At 33.0% G+C, this 19,873-nt stretch carries 18 protein-coding genes; 17 read left to right on the top strand and 1 reads right to left on the bottom strand.

Translation table 11 applies throughout. The features are described 5' to 3' along the window. Nucleotides 1–120 precede the first annotated feature (120 nt). The 15 genes from AC1RRU_RS01780 (at nucleotide 121) to AC1RRU_RS01850 (ending at nucleotide 17,173) form a co-directional block, all read left to right on the top strand. The gene (locus tag AC1RRU_RS01780) at nucleotides 121–405 is read left to right on the top strand and encodes a putative quinol monooxygenase (RefSeq protein WP_037570722.1); all 285 of its coding nucleotides are present in this window, start codon (nucleotides 121–123) and stop codon (nucleotides 403–405) included. Between the two features lie 168 nt (nucleotides 406–573). After that, nucleotides 574–2,511, top strand: coding sequence for an FUSC family protein (locus AC1RRU_RS01785; RefSeq protein ID WP_046464654.1), 1,938 nt, complete (start codon nucleotides 574–576; stop codon nucleotides 2,509–2,511). A gap of 71 nt (nucleotides 2,512–2,582) precedes the next feature. After that, nucleotides 2,583–3,002, top strand: coding sequence for a DUF2188 domain-containing protein (locus AC1RRU_RS01790; protein ID WP_070855510.1), 420 nt, complete (start codon nucleotides 2,583–2,585; stop codon nucleotides 3,000–3,002). Between the two features lie 164 nt (nucleotides 3,003–3,166). After that, nucleotides 3,167–3,865, top strand: a complete 699-nt coding sequence (locus AC1RRU_RS01795; RefSeq protein ID WP_011274895.1) for a GTP pyrophosphokinase — start codon at nucleotides 3,167–3,169, stop codon at nucleotides 3,863–3,865. Between the two features lie 142 nt (nucleotides 3,866–4,007). Beyond that, entirely contained in the window at nucleotides 4,008–4,883 is an 876-nt protein-coding gene (locus tag AC1RRU_RS01800) for an alpha/beta fold hydrolase (RefSeq protein WP_011274896.1), read from the top strand. 92 nt (nucleotides 4,884–4,975) lie between these two features. Beyond that, complete coding sequence (locus AC1RRU_RS01805; RefSeq protein WP_011274897.1) at nucleotides 4,976–5,698, top strand: MerR family transcriptional regulator; 723 nt, start codon at nucleotides 4,976–4,978, stop codon at nucleotides 5,696–5,698. Nucleotides 5,699–5,835: 137 nt separating this feature from the next. Continuing rightward, nucleotides 5,836–6,516: a GntR family transcriptional regulator gene (locus tag AC1RRU_RS01810; protein WP_011274899.1), complete on the top strand. Its 681-nt coding sequence runs from the start codon at nucleotides 5,836–5,838 to the stop codon at nucleotides 6,514–6,516. 21 nt (nucleotides 6,517–6,537) lie between these two features. Continuing rightward, the gene (gntK, locus tag AC1RRU_RS01815; RefSeq protein ID WP_011274900.1) at nucleotides 6,538–8,076 is read left to right on the top strand and encodes a gluconokinase; all 1,539 of its coding nucleotides are present in this window, start codon (nucleotides 6,538–6,540) and stop codon (nucleotides 8,074–8,076) included. A gap of 40 nt (nucleotides 8,077–8,116) precedes the next feature. Next, entirely contained in the window at nucleotides 8,117–9,475 is a 1,359-nt protein-coding gene (locus tag AC1RRU_RS01820) for a gluconate:H+ symporter (protein WP_070855512.1), read from the top strand. Nucleotides 9,476–9,640: 165 nt separating this feature from the next. Further along, complete coding sequence (locus tag AC1RRU_RS01825) at nucleotides 9,641–9,913, top strand: hypothetical protein (RefSeq protein ID WP_011274903.1); 273 nt, start codon at nucleotides 9,641–9,643, stop codon at nucleotides 9,911–9,913. 287 nt (nucleotides 9,914–10,200) lie between these two features. Further along, the gene (gene galU / locus AC1RRU_RS01830; RefSeq protein WP_011274904.1) at nucleotides 10,201–11,067 is read left to right on the top strand and encodes a UTP--glucose-1-phosphate uridylyltransferase GalU; all 867 of its coding nucleotides are present in this window, start codon (nucleotides 10,201–10,203) and stop codon (nucleotides 11,065–11,067) included. An 865-nt stretch (nucleotides 11,068–11,932) separates the two neighbouring features. Beyond that, a complete protein-coding gene (locus tag AC1RRU_RS01835; RefSeq protein WP_016930782.1) occupies nucleotides 11,933–12,328 on the top strand; it encodes a (deoxy)nucleoside triphosphate pyrophosphohydrolase in 396 nt (131 codons plus the stop codon). Then, a complete protein-coding gene (locus AC1RRU_RS01840) occupies nucleotides 12,328–15,192 on the top strand; it encodes a DEAD/DEAH box helicase (RefSeq protein WP_053019511.1) in 2,865 nt (954 codons plus the stop codon). Before AC1RRU_RS01835 ends, AC1RRU_RS01840 begins: the two co-directional genes overlap by 1 nt. Before the next feature lie 115 nt (nucleotides 15,193–15,307). Beyond that, nucleotides 15,308–16,576, top strand: a complete 1,269-nt coding sequence (locus AC1RRU_RS01845; protein ID WP_016930780.1) for an MrcB family domain-containing protein — start codon at nucleotides 15,308–15,310, stop codon at nucleotides 16,574–16,576. Between the two features lie 405 nt (nucleotides 16,577–16,981). Further along, nucleotides 16,982–17,173, top strand: coding sequence for a hypothetical protein (locus tag AC1RRU_RS01850; protein WP_011274908.1), 192 nt, complete (start codon nucleotides 16,982–16,984; stop codon nucleotides 17,171–17,173). A gap of 151 nt (nucleotides 17,174–17,324) precedes the next feature. On the opposite strand, the gene AC1RRU_RS01855 is transcribed toward AC1RRU_RS01850, so the two are convergent. Beyond that, nucleotides 17,325–17,591, bottom strand: a complete 267-nt coding sequence (locus AC1RRU_RS01855; RefSeq protein WP_016930779.1) for a DUF1413 domain-containing protein — start codon at nucleotides 17,589–17,591, stop codon at nucleotides 17,325–17,327. Between the two features lie 189 nt (nucleotides 17,592–17,780). Here AC1RRU_RS01855 and AC1RRU_RS01860 point away from each other — a divergent pair, with 189 nt between their 5' ends. Both AC1RRU_RS01860 and AC1RRU_RS01865 read left to right on the top strand, forming a co-directional pair. After that, on the top strand, nucleotides 17,781–18,476 hold the full coding sequence (locus AC1RRU_RS01860; RefSeq protein ID WP_016930778.1) for an SDR family oxidoreductase: 696 nt from the start codon (nucleotides 17,781–17,783) through the stop codon (nucleotides 18,474–18,476). Nucleotides 18,477–18,590: 114 nt separating this feature from the next. Continuing rightward, on the top strand, nucleotides 18,591–19,823 hold the full coding sequence (locus AC1RRU_RS01865; RefSeq protein ID WP_016930777.1) for an acetylornithine deacetylase: 1,233 nt from the start codon (nucleotides 18,591–18,593) through the stop codon (nucleotides 19,821–19,823). Nucleotides 19,824–19,873: the final 50 nt, after the last annotated feature.

Here is a 19,873-nt window from a genome sequence, read left to right on the forward strand (position 1 = left end):
TGTCTATTTGGACGAATTATAATAAAATGTGATTAAAGCTTAAAGTCACATTAGTGTTTTATGTATGAGTGAAAATGGTAAGATAATATTAAATTAATCACAAAATTGAGGGTGAAATGTATGATTATTATTAATGCCAAACTTAAAGTAAGTGAAGAACATCGTGAAGCATATTTAGATTTAATGACGAACTTAGTTAAACATGCAAGTGAAGAGGAAGGAAATACATTTTATAGCCACTATGAAGATGTAGCTGAACGTAATACATTCGTAGTTGTAGAGAACTATAAAGATCAAGATGCGGTTGAAGCACATAACCATTCAGAACATTTTAAAGTGTTTAGCGAAAATATCGGCAAATATATTACAGAAAAACCAGTCATTGATGTTGCGGAAGCCAAATAATTAAAGAAATTTTCATAATAATATACATTACTAAGGTAGGATTTGAAATCTATGTCACAGATATGATTTCAATCCTACCTTTTTTGTAAATTAGACAACGGTCATCATATAACTTAATAAAAAGTGTTATCATTGAATATGTATGTTTTATAGAAAGGAAAGATAACATTGGGAAATGTTTTAAAATCACTTATCACATTTGACACAAGTAAAGTTGACCCGATGAAGGGTGTCAGACAAGGCTTGTTATTAATTTTCCCAGCACTATTAGGTTATTTCCTAGGCAATTTCGCATTAGGATTGTTTGTATCGACTGGGACGTTGGCGCATATCTATGTGTTCAAGAGTTCACCTCGCTCAATGATTAGAACTGTTATCTTATGCTCATTGTCATTTGCAGTATGTATGATACTGGGCACACTTACGGTTACTGAGCCGATATTATATGGCGTAACATTATTATTAGTTACAGTCATCCCATATTACATCTTCAGTGCATTGAAGATTGCAGGACCATCTTCAACATTCTTTCTTGTAACGTTTTGTTTACCAAGTAACTTGCCAATAGCACCAAATGAAGCGTTATACCGTGGTTTAGCAATTCTTGTTGGTGGTGCGATTGCTACATTAGTAGTCATCTTGACAATACTTTTCCAAAAACAAAAAATCGAAAATAGAGCGATTAATTTGGACTTTAACATGATTAAAGAATTAATGCACAATTATAATGATGTCGATAAATTTAAAGAGAGTGCAAAAACAGCGGTAACACAGTTCAAAAATTCAGATGAATTGTTAATCACTGCAACGGCTGGAGTGAACCAGAAATTGAGTCCGCGTTTCCAAAGACTGTTATTACTCCACACATCAGCACAGGGGTTATATTCAGAGTTATTGGAACTGCATGAAAAAGGTATTCGCCCTATACCAGACGAATTAGTTGAAATGATGGATGTTGCGATACGTAATGCATATCGAACAACAGCCTCTCGTGAAAAGTGGACAAAAGAAGTTCATGTAGATGAAGCGTTTGATGATTTATTACAATATATCTTGAAAATTGATGAAATTACGAACTTAGATTCAAGTCAAATTGAACATGAAGCAAGTGTTCGTAAACCGTTATATAGTCAACGTATCATTCATAATTTAACATTAGATTCGATTGTATTTCGAAATACATTAATTTACGCCGTCATTATGGCAGTAGCAATCTTTATTTCATTAGCCTTTAATATCCAAAAATCTTACTGGATACCATTAACAGCACATACAGTCTTATTAGGCATGACAACTCGACGTATGTTAGACCGTTCTGTTGCTCGTGGACTAGGTACTATCTTAGGAACACTTGTCTTATCAGCCATATTGTATTTCAATCCACACTTAATCATTGCCGTTATCATAATGGGTATTGCAGCGATGGTCACTGAAACATTTGTAGGTTCAAACTATGCGTTCGCAGTTATATTTATCACGATCCAAGTTATATTATTAAATGGTTTAGCATCAGATAACCTTTCAATCTCAATTGCCTATACACGTATCTTTGATGTATTAATCGGTATAGCAATTGCAGTTGTTGGAATTCTTCTTATTAACCGTCAAACAGCGTCTGCCATGTTACCACGAACGATTGCAGAAGTGGTTCGTAAGGAAGCGGTCATCTTCCAATATTTATTCTCAGAGAATCACTACCAAGATGATTTACGTGAAAGAGATGAAAGTTTAGCACTTTCAGTGAAAATGAGTAACATGATTCAAATCAACAATTCAGCAAGTGATGAATTGTTCTCTAATCAAGAAGTAATTCGTTATTATTATCCAAGTATATTTGCCTTGGAAGAGATTAACTTTATGTTAATGCGTGTGATGCAAGATCATCAACGTCAACGTATTTTAGATCAGCAAATGGGAGAATACCTAGTTACTTTTGAAAATTTAGCGAAACATTTCGAACTTCAAAGCCGACTTGAAATTAATGAACTCTTCGACTTACCTCAATATAATTACATTAAATCGGCATTAATGAGACTACAAAATAATTGTGTGCATACACGTAAAGATATAGATGATGTTGAAAATGGTGTGGCGATTAAAGCATAGTCCAATAAGCAAGTTTCACTCTAAACGATAGTGGTAAAGCAAACTATCAAGTTAAAAAGGAGTTTGATAGGATGCCTTGGACGATGGATGATTATCCGAACACGTGGAAGAACTTCGATGAATTAGAACGTAAGAAAGCAATTGATATTGGTAATGCTATGTTAAAAGATGGTTATAAAGAAGGGGATGTTATACCGATTGCTACACAGCAAGCTAAAGATTGGTATAAAGATGCGACGAAAGATGAGCTAGATGAATTAAAACATAAACACATTACCCAACACCAAAAAGATCAATCTGCAAATCCAAAACTAAATGACGAAAATGTACATGTCTATTTCGAAGATGATGAATGGAAAGTGAAAACAGAAGGTGCGAAACAAGCGTCTGATACGTTTGAGATGAAAGCAGAGGCCACTAAACGCGCACAAGACATCGCTGATAATCGTGGTACTAAAGTCATCGAACATAATAAAAATGAAACATCATAATTAGTAGTTGCAAACCTTTATGTCTGGACGCATTGTTCAATATAAAGGTTTGCATTTTTAATTATAAAATTAATTATTAAAAATAATGTGAAATCAAAGAGTATTATTTTTAGTTCATTTTGCAATTCGCTATAATATACAGTGATGATTAAGGAGGAAATACTATGTATGTAGAAAGAAAACCATCATTGTATATAGAAGAATTACGAAGTGAATTTAAAGATAACTTACATCATTTTAAAGATGGAGACGAAGCCTTCGATAGACTTATTGGCTTCGTAGAACTGGACCACTTATACTCCTCAGCCTTAAAAGAAATCAGTACAAAATTAGATATTCTAGATGACAACTTTAATCACGTTTATAAACATAACCCTATTCACCACATGGAACGCCGTGTGAAAGAGATGAATAGCTTAATTAAAAAGTTGCACCGCAAACAACTAGATATTAGTGCAGAAAGTGCTCGTGAACATATATTAGATATTGCAGGTATACGCGTGGTTTGTAATTATCTAGAAGATATTTATGTCATTGAGAAGATGCTCTTACAACAAGAGGATGTTAAACTACTGAAACGCAAAGACTATATTAAAAATCCAAAAGAAAATGGCTATCGTAGCTTACATATTGTTGTGTCTATCCCAGTATTCTTATCAAATAAAGTTGAAAAGCTTCCAGTGGAAATTCAAATTAGAACCATTGGTATGGATATGTGGGCAAGTCTAGAGCATAAAATTCGCTATAAAAATAATGCGAGTACGGATGATTATAGCGATATGTTAAAAGACTGTGCACTTGAAATTGCAGATGTAGAATCTAAAATGCAATCGATTCATTCTGCGATTTCAGATAATAACTAAAACGATTAGTTTAAAGTATAACTTGATGAATTGTACGTAACTTGCAACAATTTTATAAGTTATACTTTTTTAATTTGCCTCAGTTTTGATAATTTTGTGATAAAATAATAATTTAGTAATATAGCAATTTTTGAGGTTGATTATGAACAGAAAACATTTCAAAACACAAATTTATCAATTGAAAAATTATCATAACGAACAAGTCGAAGTAGCATTTGCCGGGAATCAAACTTCAAACAGGGCAATTGTCTTTTTACATGGGGCAATCATGACCTATCGCATTATGACGATGTTTGAACCGTACTTTAGAGAATATAAGATGATCTTTATTAACTGTCCAAGTCGTGGCAAAAGTTCAAATATTGATCGCAATAATCATACATTAGATGATTATTCTGAACGTATTGAAGACGTTTTGGAACAGATTGTTTCGTCGCAACATCTTGAAAAGGTTATGGTCATTGGTTACTCGATGGGTGGTATGATTGGTACACGTTTGCTGAAATTTAATACATTGCCTATATCGCACCTTGTTTATTTAAGCAGCGCAGCTAAAATTACGCCAAACACAAGTATGCTAGCACGTTTGTTCTCGACAGATAGTAAACGTGATCACTTTAAAGATGAAATTACCGCAATTAAAAATTTGCCACAATATATTTTAAAAAAGACGGTCTACGCACGAAAAGAAAACGGACTAGATATCTTATCATTTGTCGCCCCAATTAAAACAATCATTACAGATTTAATATATACGATAAAAGCTGATTATCTTCCAGATATAGAAGAAATTGAACAATTTCCTAAGTTACTATTTATCTCTGGTAAAGATGATGAAATCATTCCGTATACTGATTCACAAGCGACAATGGAGCAGTATAAACGCTATGGTGGAGAAACGAAAGAAATCGTCTATCCAGGTATAGGTCATATGGACTTTCCTTCTGTCCTTGAACAATTGCCAAATGGTACGGTAGGCATCGTAGATCATATTAAAGATTGGATAGAAGACAAATAAGACATCCTTCAGACTTACTTTAAACTATATGTAAAAATGTCTTGCTCGTGACGTAGCGTCATGAGGTAGTTTCAATGTAGGAGGTGGACACTATGTCACATTATACAGTTGGAGAGCTTGCCAATCATTTAGGAGTTACAGTTCGAACACTACAATATTATGATCGTAAAGGCTTATTGACAGCTGAACGTGCAACTGAATCAAATCGTCGATATTACAATGACGATCATATACAACAATTACAGTTAATATTCTTATTGAAACAATTCGGTTGTACATTGGACGAAATTAAAACGCTATTATACGAAGATAGCGATATGCAGACGCTTAAAGCAATGTTGCAACTGCATAAGAAAAAATTAGAGACAAGCATTCACGATCAAACAAAAGCACTAAAACATTTGAACAACGTTGACCAATATATTTCAAGTCACTCAAGCGCTCCAATAAATCATTTATCTGACATAGATAAAGCAGTGAAACAATCGACTACATTGAAATCGTTTAAAAGTAAAGTATGGATTAGCGCAGGTATCATTGGCATTATTCAATACACAGGGTTAATCACAAGTTTAATAAGAAGTTCGAGTAAACCATTTATTGCGATAGTGCCTATCTTAGTAACCTATGCCGTTGGATTAACAACATATTATTATAAAAATATTTCATATCTGTGTCCCAATTGCCAACATACGTTTAAGCCATCATTGAAACAGTTCATCTTGGCACGACATACTATGCAAACACGTAAATTAGAATGCCCTAAGTGTCACGAAACACATTACTGCATCGAAGTTTCAGATGAGAAGAAATAGAAATTCAATCATGGTTTTCCCGGTCCATCTGTGGCCGGGTTTTTTAAATTTATAAAAAGAAAGCGTTTGCAAAAACGTAACTTATATATTAATATACTTGTATACAAGTTGCAATTAACTCAATAGGAGTGAAAGATGTGAAAGAAGGTTATCCAGAACAATGGCTTGGTGGCATGTCTAAAGGAGAAGGTGTCGCAGCAGAAATACGATTGCAAATTGTGAGTGGGGAAATCGAAGTAGATACGCTACTTACTGAGAATCAAGTCGCAAAACAATTTGATGTTAGTCGTTCCCCTGTTAGAGATGCATTCAAATTATTACAGACGGATCAACTTATTCAATTAGAACGCATGGGTGCTAAAGTACTACAATTTGGTGATCAAGAGAAAAAAGAACTCTATGATTTACGTTTAATGTTAGAGTCATTTGCCTTCTCTAAGATCAAACACATTGATAGAGCACCTATAACTAAAGAGATGCGTAAGCACCTTGAAATGATGAAAGTAGCAGTTAAATTCGAAGATGCTGAAGCATTTACACAACATGACATTCAATTTCATGAAGCAATGATTAACGCATCAAACCATCAATATTTACAAACATTCTGGAATCATTTGAAACCTGTAATTGAAACACTCGTATTACTATCTATGAGACATCGCATGGAACAGGATAAAGCGGATTTTGAACGCATTCATAGTAACCATGAGGTGTTTATTGAAGCGGTAGAACAATATGACTCTACAAAATTAAGAGAAGCCTTCCACTTAAATTTTGATGATGTTGGCGAAGACATTGAAAGTTTCTGGCTAAGATAAATAGAAGAAAGAAGGAATAATATGAAGTACATGATTGGTGTTGACATAGGAACAACTAGTACGAAATCAGTATTATACGATGAAAATGGACAATTCATCATGAAACATAACATTGGTTACCCCTTACATACTCCCAATGTAGACGTTTCTGAAGAGAACCCTGACGAATTGTTTGATGCAGTACTAATGACTGTGAAATATGTTGTTCGAGAAGCAAATATAAAAAAAGAAGACATCAAACTAATTTCATTTAGTGCACAAATGCATAGTCTGATTGCACTCGATACACAACATCATCGTTTGACTGAGAGCATTACTTGGGCAGACAATCGCGCGAGTAAATACGCAGAATTAATTAATAAAGAACATCAAGGTTCAGACATCTATCAACGCACAGGAACACCAATTCATCCGATGTCACCATTATCTAAGATATTCTGGATGAAGCATGAACAATCAGATATTTATAAGCAAACTGCCATGTTCGCAGATATAAAAACTTACATATTCTATCAACTATTTGAAAAATATGTCATCGATTACTCAATGGCATCAGCTACGGGCATGTTCAATCTTGAAAAACTTGACTGGGATAAAGAGGCACTTGAATTGTTGGGTATCACTGAAGCACAACTACCACAACTGGTACCTACGACACATATTCTTAAAGGTATGAAGAAACGCTATGCAACTTTAATGGGCATTGATGAGAATACACCTATTATTGTAGGTGCAAGTGATGGTGTTCTCTCTAACTTAGGAGTGAATAGTTATAAAAAAGGCGAAGTCGCTGTCACAATCGGTACATCTGGCGCGATTCGAACAGTCATTAATAAACCTCGCACCGATTATAAAGGACGTATCTTCTGTTACGTACTAGACGAAGATCATTATGTCATTGGTGGACCAGTGAATAATGGTGGAGTTGTCTTGAGATGGTTACGAAACGAACTCCTTGCAAGTGAAGTTGAAACTGCAAAACGTTTAGGTGTTGATCCATATGATGTACTGACTAAAATCGCAAGTCGGGTTAAGCCAGGTGCAGAAGGTCTCATCTTCCATCCATACCTTGCAGGTGAACGTGCACCATTGTGGAACGCCGATGCTCGTGGTTCATTCTTCGGTCTTACACTCTCGCATCAAAAGGAACATATGATTCGTGCTGCTTTAGAAGGTGTACTCTATAATCTTTATACAGTTTATCTTGCGCTTATAGAAGTAATGAACGAAACACCAAGCACAATCAAAGCAACAGGAGGATTTGCTAAGAGTGAAGTGTGGCGTCAAATGATGGCTGATATCTTCGACACAGACCTTATCGTGCCTGAAAGCTATGAAAGTTCTTGTTTAGGCGCTTGTGTATTAGGTTTGAAAGCATTAGGGGAAATTGATGACTTCTCAATTATTGAAGAAATGGTCGGGACAACGAATGCACATCAACCTGATTCAGCAACCGTTCAAGTGTATCAACAGTTAGTTTCAATCTTCATTAATTTAAGTCGCTCATTAGAAGAACGTTATGCAGAAATTGCAGATTTTCAACGTAAGCACATGGAGTAAATCAATTAATAAAAAAAAGAAAACATTGGGAGAATTTACTATGTTTGGAGATATTTGGCCACTTATCAGTGTTGTTATCGGGATTTTATTACTATTATCATTAATTATATTCTTGAAATTGAACACGTTTATTTCATTAATTGTCACATCCGTTGTGACTGCTATATTACTAGGCATGCCATTAAATAAAATAATGGAGACAATTGAAGCGGGAATGGGAAGTACGCTTGGCCACATTGCTTTAATCTTTGGATTAGGGGCAATGCTTGGTAAATTACTTGCAGATGGTGGCGGTGCGAATCGGATTGCCGACACATTGATTGCTAAATTTGGACCTAAACACGTGCAATGGGCGATGTTAGTTGCAGCATTTATTGTAGGTATCGCATTATTCTTCGAAGTAGGTTTAGTCTTATTAATTCCGTTAGTGTTTACAATTGCTAAACGTGCAAAAGTATCACCACTTAAATTAGGTTTACCAATGGTGACAGCTTTATCAGTAACACATGGTTTCTTACCGCCACACCCTGGACCAGTCGTTATCGCTAAAGAACTAAAAGCGAATGTGGGAGAAATATTACTATTTGGAATCATCATTGCAATTCCAGTAACGATTATTGCTGGACCTGTATTTAATAAAATTGCACAAAAAATTATCCCTTCAGCTTACACGCGTGAAGGTGATATCTCAGCATTGGGTTCTCAAAAAGAATTTAAAGAATCTGAAATGCCAGGTTTTGGATTAAGTTTATTTACAGCAATATTGCCAGTGATCTTAATGTTAATTTCAACTATTGTTCAATTAATCACTGGCCATGAAGAAGCTAAAAATTTATTTGAACAAATTGTTTACTTCATAGGTACGGCTGGTACTGCAATGTTAATTTCAGTTATCTTCGCGATCTTCTCAATGGGCTTGAACCGTGGCAGAAAGATGGACGACATTATGAAGTCAGTTACAAATGCCATCTATCAAATTGGTATGATGATCTTAATCATTGGTGGTGGTGGCACATTCAAGCAAGTATTAATTGATGGTGGCGTGGGTGATACAATCGCCAAAATGTTCGAAGGTTCTACAATGTCACCTATCTTACTTGCTTGGATAGTAGCAGCAGTATTACGTATTGCATTAGGTTCAGCTACAGTAGCTGCAATCTCTACAACAGGTATCGTTTTACCATTATTGCAACACTCAGACGTTAACGTTGCACTCGTTGTACTTGCAATAGGAGCAGGAAGCGTAATTCTTTCTCACGTAAACGACGCAGGATTCTGGATGTTTAAAGAATACTTCGGTTTAACCGTAAAAGAAACATTCTTAACTTGGTCATTACTTGAGACAATCATATCAGTATCAGGTATCATCTTTATTTTATTCATTAGTTTGTTTGTATAGGGTTAATGTTGAATGCAAAATGTAAAGCCACTCCAACAAGTGGCTTTTTTTATTAACACTGATATGACAAGTATAGAATGCAATAAGAAAGTAAGTTATGATTAAAATATTATCTGTTTAATGATATATTATTCTGTGAAATAAAAATTTACTGAGGGTATTTGAATGTCAAAAGTTAAAAAGATAAATGTGAGAGATATTGATTTAGATTTGTTACAAAATTCTAGAATTGATGATGTAGAAAAAGAAATAGATAAATTTAAAATGATAGATAAATTAGATCTTTTAATCATCGCACTCATTTGGGGTATGATTTTCATCATTGATTTTCAATATAGTGAATACGTTATATTAATCGTATCATTTATCGGTTTAATCTATGCTTTTTATGTAACGAGTATATTAAAAAAGCAAAACATAACAGTGCACAATTATTAATGCATTATAGCAATCCACCATTATTTGATAAGCATACACAAATCAAAGTCGTTCAAAGTAAATTTACTGAGTTCAATATATATATGATGTTTGGGGTATTCGGGTCACACTTTATCGTAAGTATTTTAAAAATAATCGATCATCTGTTTTTAAGTTGAAATTGAATAGAACTTAAACGCAAACTTCAAACAATTGGTTATCACAGGCTATTGCTAGGAAAGAAATCAAAAGAGTGATAAACTAACAAATGATATAAAAGACAGAATGTGCAAAGGAGTTACTTGAGTTTGAAACAGATAAAAAAAGCAATCATACCTGCTGCTGGTTTAGGGACGCGATTCTTACCAGCCACTAAAGCGATGCCTAAAGAAATGCTTCCTATTCTAGATAAACCTACAATTCAATACATAGTGGAAGAGGCTTCTCGTGCAGGAATTGAAGATATTATCATCGTAACTGGTAAACATAAACGCGCAATTGAAGATCATTTTGATAATCAAAAAGAATTAGAAATGGTTCTTGAAGAAAAAGGAAAAGATGACCTACTTGAGAAAGTACAATATTCTACGGACTTAGCAAACATCTTCTACGTTCGACAAAAAGAACAGAAGGGATTAGGACATGCGATTCATACAGCACGTCAATTTATTGGAAATGAACCATTTGCAGTCTTATTAGGTGATGACATTGTTGAATCAGAGACACCAGCCATCAAACAATTGATGAACGTTTACGAAGAAACAGGTCATTCAGTCATTGGTGTTCAAGAAGTACCAGAGAGCGTTACTCATAGATATGGTATTATTGATCCATTAGAGAAAGAAGGCCGTCGTTACGAGGTGAAACAATTTGTTGAGAAACCGAAACAAGGTACAGCACCTTCAAATCTAGCCATCATGGGACGTTACATCTTAACACCTGAGATATTTGACTACCTTGAAACACAAAAAGAAGGCGCTGGAAATGAAATTCAGCTCACTGATGCGATTGAACGTATGAATAGTGATATTCCAGTTTATGCATACGACTTTGATGGCGATCGTTACGATGTTGGAGAAAAATTAGGCTTCGTTAAAACAACGATTGAATATGCACTTAAAGACCCAAAGATGAAAGATGAACTCATTAAGTTTATAAAAGAATTAGGATTTTAATATAATGATACAAAAGAAGACCCCATAAGCACTTAAGTGATCAGCTTAAATGTTTATGGGGTTCAACTTTGATGTGAAAACATCGCACCTATACTTCTTTAGAGACATTTCGACTTAATTAATACTTAGTTAAAGCATCAGAGAGTAAGTATTAATTAAAAATTTTGTAATAGCTTTTTTCCTAAAAATATAGTTCACAATACACCTGACATATGGTAAAGAATTATGGGTTCTTCTTTAGATTACGTAATCTTGGATGTTTGATTCATGTTGAGTTGACTGACATGTCACGAGCATTATGAACATATATTTCAAGAAGTATAAATTCCACTCATCTCAGTTTCCGCTAAGATGAGCTTTTTTGGGAAATATAATATGTAATGGTTATACTTCCCAACCTCCTCTAAAACTCTATGTATTAGATGTATATCTAATACACTTAAATTGTACAATATATTATTCAGATAGAATACCTGTCGTAATATCAAACCTTTAGCTAAAAATATCAATCTTTTTACTTCATTTAAAATTTAGTGAAAAAGAAAGAGACCCACCTTACTCTCCAGTTAAGATGCGTCTCTAACGAATTTTATCAGTTGAGAGCTTATTATACCCCTCATACATCAGATCGATCTAATGTGAGTTAATTATAAAGCAAACATAATGGCACCCGTTATCAAAAAATGGACAGAAAGTATCAATAATTGGTTGATTTCTTAAAATGCAAATTTGCTTTAAAATTCTAACTAAATATATTCAATTTAAGTTATAAAAACTTATACATACTTTTGAATTAGAGGATTGATGAAAATGTAAGTTTTGATAAAATTATAATTAATAAAATAAAAAGGTGTGGGTCTTTTCTATGAAAAAGGTTATAAATGTTGTTGGCGCTATAATTTATTCAGAAGGGAAAATCTTATGTGCACAACGTAGTGAAAACATGTCATTACCATTAATGTGGGAATTTCCAGGTGGCAAAATTGAGCCTGAAGAATCTGAAAAAGAAGCTTTAATCAGAGAAATACAGGAAGAGATGAAATGTGATTTAGTTGTCGGTGACAAAGTGACTACAACTGAACACGAATACGAATTTGGCATTGTAAGATTAACTACTTTTAAGTGTACATTAAATAATCAAATGCCTACGCTAACGGAACACAAAGAAATCAAGTGGTTACATGCTGGTGAGTTAAAAACACTTCAATGGGCACCAGCAGATATTCCAGCAGTAGAAATGATTTCAACTGGTGAAGAATAATGCCTAATAATATAGTAGATAGTTTAAAGCAGTCATTGAATAAAGGTTTTATAGATAAAAACGTTGTTCACGAAGGTAATTTGAATCCCAAAATATTAATAAATAATAAAAATCAAAACGTATTAACAACTATTTTAAATGAGTTAAACAAATGTAATACATTTTATATATCAGTAGCGTTTATTACTGAAAGTGGGTTAGCAAGTATTAAATCAGCACTCTATGATTTAAATAAAAAAGGAATTTCAGGAAAGTTAATTACTTCTAATTATTTAGGATTTAATACCCCTAAAATGTATAAAGAATTATTGAAACTAAACAATGTTGAAGTACGCTTAACAGACATTGAGGGCTTTCATGCGAAAGGATATATATTTGACCATGATAATTATTCTTCTATGATCATTGGGAGCTCTAACCTGACATCAACTGCAATGAAAGTAAATTATGAACATAATGTTTTGTTGTCAACTCATAAAAATGGCGATTTAATACATAACGTAAGGTATCAATTTGAAGAATTATGGGATAACAGTATACCTTTAGATGAGAAATGGATTGAAGACTATGAATTATCATTTAGTCCGAAACTCTATAAAAATTTATTTGAAATCAATAGTGAGCAAAACACATTATTAAACAAATTTAATAAAACCAATGAAATAAAACCAAACATCATGCAAGAAGAAGCTTTGATGTCTCTAAGACAATTAAGAGCATCAGGTGAACATAAAGGGTTAGTTATATCGGCTACTGGAACTGGTAAAACTATTTTATGTGCATTGGATGTAAGGAATTATAAGCCTACTAAATTTTTATTTATTGTTCATAATGAGAGTATTTTAAAGAAAGCTCGCCAAGAATTTATAAAAGTATTTCCTCATGAAAGTCCACAAGAGTTTGGTTTATATACAGGTACTCAAAAAGAACAAAAAGCAAAATATGTTTTTGCAACTATTCAATCTTTAAGTAGAAATGATAATTACAAAAACTTTAAAAAAGACGCATTCGATTATATAGTTTTTGATGAAGCGCATCGAACTGATGCTAAAACATATCAAATTATTTTTAATTATTTTAATCCTGATTTTATGTTAGGTATGACAGCAACTCCAGAGAGAACAGATGATGGAAATATATTCAAATTATTTGATAATAATATTGCATATGAAATTCGATTACCTAAAGCCTTGGAAAGCAAAATACTTTGCCCATTTCATTATTATGGAGTTACCGATTATGTACATAATGGCATAGAAAGTGATGATTTTACTGATTTAAAAGATTTAACTTCTGAAGAAAGGGTTAGTCACATAGTTGAAAAAGCAAACTATTACGGTTTTTCAGGTGATACATTAAGAGGGTTGATATTCGTTAGTAGAAAAGAAGAGGCTATTGAAATAGCAGAGATGTTGACAGCTAGAAATATTCCAAGCAAGTCATTGATTGGTAGTGACACCCCGAATAAAAGGATGAAAGTAACAAATGAATTAATTAATGGGGAAATTAAATATATCGTCACAGTCAACTTATTCAATGAAGGTATAGACATTCCAGAAGTGAATCAAATTTTAATGTTAAGAGGTACACAATCTAGTATTATATTTATTCAACAGTTAGGTAGAGGATTGAGAAAAAGTTCTGAAAAAGAATATGTTACAATCATAGATTTTATAGGTAACTATAAAAATAACTATCTTATTCCAATAGCTTTGTCAGACAATCAATCTCAAAATAAAAATGCATATCGTGAGTTTTTAAGTAACCCTAATAAAATAGAAGGTATATCTACGATTAATTTTGAAGAAATCGCTAAGAAAAAAATCTATGATTCTATAGATAATGCTAAATTAAATAGTGTAAAAATTATTATTGATGCATATAAAACTGTTGAAGAACGAATAGGTCATATACCAATGCTTATGGACTATATTGAACAAAATTCGATTGACCCTCAGGTTATTTTATCTAAATTTAGCAGTTATCATGAATTTTTAAAGAAATATAAATATACGCAAATGGAACTCTCAGATGATGCAACAAAAAATTTATGTTTCTTATCAAGAGAAATATCACCTGGATTAAAAAATTCGGATTATTTAGTACTTGAATATATAATCAATAAAGGTCAAATAGGTGAAGAAATATATGATGAATTGAATCATCTTAATAATGAGGATATTAAAACTTCTTTAAAAATATTAACATTAGAATATTTTGGTCAAGCAGAACATGCGAGATATGGTAGTCCAATTATAACTAAGAATGGAAATAAATATATTTTGAGTGCTTCATTTAAAAAACATTTGGCAGATATGCAATATCAATTATATGTAGACGATTTAATTAGTTTAGCTAAATATTATAATGAGAAGTTTCAAAATTCAGGGAATGACTTAATCCTTTATAGTCAATATTCGAGATTAGATTTTCTAAAATTAGTAAACTGGAGAAATGATGAAAAAAATATGAGTAATAACATTTATGGTTATAGAGTGTTAGATGATCATATTCCAGTATTTATTACATATAAAAAATCTGAAGATATAGAAGATAATATTAAATATGAAGATCATTTTATAAGTCAAGATGAATTAGCTTGGGTTTCAAGAGCAAATGCATCATTAAAAAGTAATGAAATACAAGATATTATTAACCATAAAGAGCAAAATAAAAAAGTTTATATTTTTGTAAAGAAAAGTGATGCTGAAGGAAGACTTCATTATTATTTAGGAGAAGCAGAATACATCCAAGGAACAGCTAAAGAAGAAATTCGAGATATTGGTGATAGAGTAGTAACAATGAATTTTACTATGAAGACATCAATTAGAGATGATATATATAGATATATTGTAGAAGAATAAAATTAACGATCACCATAGTGTAATTAGTCAGATTTTAAATTGCACTATGGTGTCTTTTATTATTTTGAATATATAATAATATATGTAATATACATAATGATTAGAGGGATTCAAGATGATAAAAGATATAAAAAATGTTTTGAATTTGATAAAAATGAAAAATAGTGAGGATGTCAGAACGAATAAAGATTGGGACCTAAGTGACAAGTATTCATCAATTATTGAAGAATTATTGCCCAAACAGCTAGAAAATTTATCTTATAATAAAGACCTTTCAACTACTGGAAGTGTTGGAAAGGGAAATTATAGTATGGTTCCATGGGTTACTACCTTTAACACTAATATAACTAAAAGCACTCAAAAAGGTTACTACATTGTTTATTTATTTCACCCCGAAGGCAAAGGGGTATATCTCTCTTTAAATCAAGGTTGGAGCGAAATTAAAGAAAAAACTTTGGGTGTGAAAAAAGCTAAAGAAAAAGCACTTGCCCTTTCCAAGTATTTAGCGTCATATCTGGATGATAATAACTTTGAAGTAGGTAGATTTTATTATTCAAATAATAAGGATAGTAAATATGATAAATCGGATTTGCCAAGTGGATATGCTCACGGTTCAATTATTTATAAGTATTATGATTTTGAGACTGAAGTGTATACCGAGGATATGATGATTTCAGACTACAAAGAAATGATTAAATTACTTAACGGATTAGTAAATAAAATTAATATAAATGAATATAACGCTTTATTATTAAATATTAATGAAATAGTAACAATAATAGAGACTAAAGAACTTAATGAAAGTATTAATGAAAATAAAAATATTCAAATGTCTCAAATAGATAAGCCCAAAGCTTCCACATATGCAAAAAAATATAAGACCTCTACTAAAAAACAAACTGATGACGACATTGAAAAAGCCCATAAAGAAAACAAAATAACGGGACAAATTGGAGAAAAATTAGCTTATCAATATTTTATGAATTTAATTGAAAAAAATATATCTGATAAAAATTTACAAGAACAATTTATTAATACAATTGATACATCTATGGGTGAACTGCACGGATATGGATATGACATGACTGCTTTTGATCCTCAAAATTTAGATAGTCCAGTTGAAAAATATATTGAAATTAAAGCCACTAAATCTAAAAAAGAGGATGAACCTTTTTACTTATCATTAAATGAAATATATGCCATGTATGAGAACCCTCAAAAATATTTGATATTCAGAATTATAGGATTAAATAGTAAAACACCTAAGTTTTATATTATTGATCCATATGAAAACCATGATGAATTTGAAAGTGTAGAGGATTTAATAGAGAAAGTCTTTAATGCCGAGTGTATTCAATTTAAAATATTTAATGTTAAACCATAGAATATACATCATAGTTAAGAGGGATAACATAAAAGTATAATTACCTGAACCTAAGCGCTTTAACGCATTGTGAGTAGTTCTTAGATAGATAACGTAGCGAAGTTATAAGAATCCTAGCGGAAAAGAAAGTGTCTCAAGACTACAGGCTTGAGCCTTTGCCGCAGGAAAGCGAAATAACTTAAGTAAGTGAATATCTATCTAAGAACTACTTTATAGCCCCCTAGGCAAGTATATCGACTTAAGTGAAATATAAATCCTTTTATATTCCACATACATAAATTCCTTCAATAGCTTTCATTTTCAAAAAAGTGAACTATTTGTGAAAACTATCACAAAAGACTTTAAAAATTTTTAAAAGGGTGTATGATAAGAATTGTAAGGAATAAGTAATGGGAAGTGATACTGATGAGAAAAGTAATTGAAGAAGTTGTTTTTTCTGATGAAGGCAGTTACGACATTTATTTGAAAACTGGTGTTAATCAAGGAATGATCGGTGATATTAAAGATGGCTACTTGACTATCGATTCAATTCCATATATTGATGCAGAACGACTATATTACTATGGACTCGAACGTAAAACACTCGTTACAAATTAATACAAATTGAATGGCCTCCTATTAACATTCAAGAACCTTATATGCCTTCGTTGGTGAGCAGTCGAAGGCATACCATAAATATACCCCTAATCATTCTGGAATAATGTGTTGAAAGCCCGTATCTTACCATAGAGATACGGGCTTCAGTGTATTACAAATCTTTGAAATTCTTCTTAACTTCATTATATTGATATTCTTGATTATATAACTTAAACTTGTAGCCTTCTTGACTAGAGAATGGCATTCTTACACGTGGAATTTGGTCCAATTGTGCTATAAATTCTCTCTCTTGTCGTGTACGTTGCTTCACACTCATATTCATCCATTCTTCTTCACTATATAAATCGATGAAATGAAACGAGAAACTTGTTCTACTCTTTTCAGCGCGTAACGTTTGAATACGTTCTTCAAATGTCATTGTGTATCCTCCTATCTTTCTATATGCCCAATGATTTAATTACATATATTAACTTTAATACGTTTTCATAAAGATTACAATTCATCTTAGTATTTTCATAATAATATTTCCTGGGAATTGTCTTAAAGGTTTAATGCATTTTAAATAAGGTAATGTATTTTATGAATCTAAAGTAAAGGATGAAGTGAAATGACAGAATTAAACGGACGCGTAGCAATTATTACCGGTGCAAGTAGTGGTATCGGAGCAGCAACAGCAAAAGCACTTGAGAAGCAAGGTGTTAAAGTCGTATTAGCAGGACGTAGTCATGATAAATTGAATACGTTAGCGAAAGATATGAATGAAGACAATATACACATTGTACCTACAGATGTGACAAACCAAGTAGAAGTAGATGCATTAGTAACAAAAGCCATCGATGTATTTGGACACGTGGATATCTTCGTAAATTGTGCAGGTGTCATGCGTTCATCTAAAATCACAGACTATCAAGTAGAATCATGGGATTCAATGGTTGATACGAATATTAAAGGACTTCTATACAGTCTCAATTCGATATTACCTAAGTTTGAAGCACAAGGGTCAGGACATGTAGTAAATTTAGCATCTATATCTGCGAATGAAGTATCTAAAGAAAGTGCATTATATAGTGCTACAAAATCTGCTGTACTGATGATTTTTAATGGCTTAGAAAAAGAATTAGCAAAAACAGGGATTAAAACAACAAGCATATTACCAGGAATGGTAGATACACCAATGACAGAACGCAGTGACTTTGGTGGTCGTAAGAAACTAGATCCTGAAAATATTGCAGATGCGATTGTTTACGCATTAACACAACCTGCACATGTTAATGTGAACGAAGTGACAGTACGACCAGTGTAGTAGCTTATAGAGAGGCTAGGACATTAAGTACTTGGATAGTGTAAAATTATTTTAAAATGGTACACTCATATTGAAGGACGTAGTGGGGGATTATGATTTAAAGGAGTGACAAAGATGGAGAAACGTCTTTATAACTTATTAGAATTATTAGTTAGCTATAATACGGAGAGTCCACCTGGACGTAATACAGACCCTTTGCAAGATGAGATTGAAGAATTATTAAAAGCACTTGGATTTAGTATTCAACGGGAACAACTTTATAAGAATGATAGTGTCATTGTCGCGACTTTGAAGGGGAGTGACCCTTCCGCACCTAAACTTATATTAAATGGCCATGTAGATGTGGCATCAGTAGATGATGATTCAAACTGGACGTATTCGCCATTTGAATTAACCCAATTGGATGACTGGCTTTATGGTCGTGGGGTAAGTGATATGAAAGGTGGTATGGCGTCATTATTTTATGTTCTTGAAAAGTTAAATCAAGAAGGACGCCAACCTAAAGGTGATATTATCGTACAATCAGTTGTAGGAGAAGAAGTAGGTGAAGCAGGTACGAAACTTGCTTGTGAAATTGGACCTGAAGCTGATTTAGCACTCGTGTTAGACACAAGTGAGAATATGGCGCTTGGTCAAGGTGGTGTGATTACCGGCTGGATTACCGTGAAAAGTAAGAATACCATTCATGATGGTGCGCGTAGTCAAACCATCCATGCTGGTGGTGGGCTATTTGGTGCGAGTGCCATTGAAAAAATGACAAAAATTATTCAAGCACTTAATGAATTAGAACAGCACTGGGCTGTAATGAAACATAGTCCTGGTATGCCTCCAGGTGCAAATACCATTAACCCGGCAGTGATTGAAGGTGGACGCCATCCAGCATTCATTGCAGATGAATGTCGTTTATGGATAACGGTTCATTATTTGCCAAACGAGCGATATGAAGATGTAGTTGCAGAAATAGAAGATTACTTGAATCGTGTGGCTGAGGCTGATATTTGGCTTCGGGAGAATCCATTGAAGTTTGAATGGGGCGGTGAATCAATGATTGAAGACAAAGGTGAAATCTTCCCTAGCTTCACCATACCTACTGAACATCCTGGATTTAAACAATTACAGTTAGCACATCAAACTGTTCATGGAACGGAATTAAAGCATGGTATGAGTACGACTGTAACTGATGGTGGTTGGACAGCACACTTTGGTATACCAACTATTTTATACGGGCCTGGTAGTTTAGAAGAAGCACATAGCGTAGATGAGAAGATAGAAGCATCAGAACTACAAACCTATAGTGATGTTCTCTACCAATTCTTAAATCATTGGTATGATCACCCTGAGAAATAAAATAGTTTACAAAAATAAAGGCAATGGTCATGAGCGACCATTGCCTATTT

Source organism: Staphylococcus sp. GW821-FHT11H10, assembly GCF_058807855.1.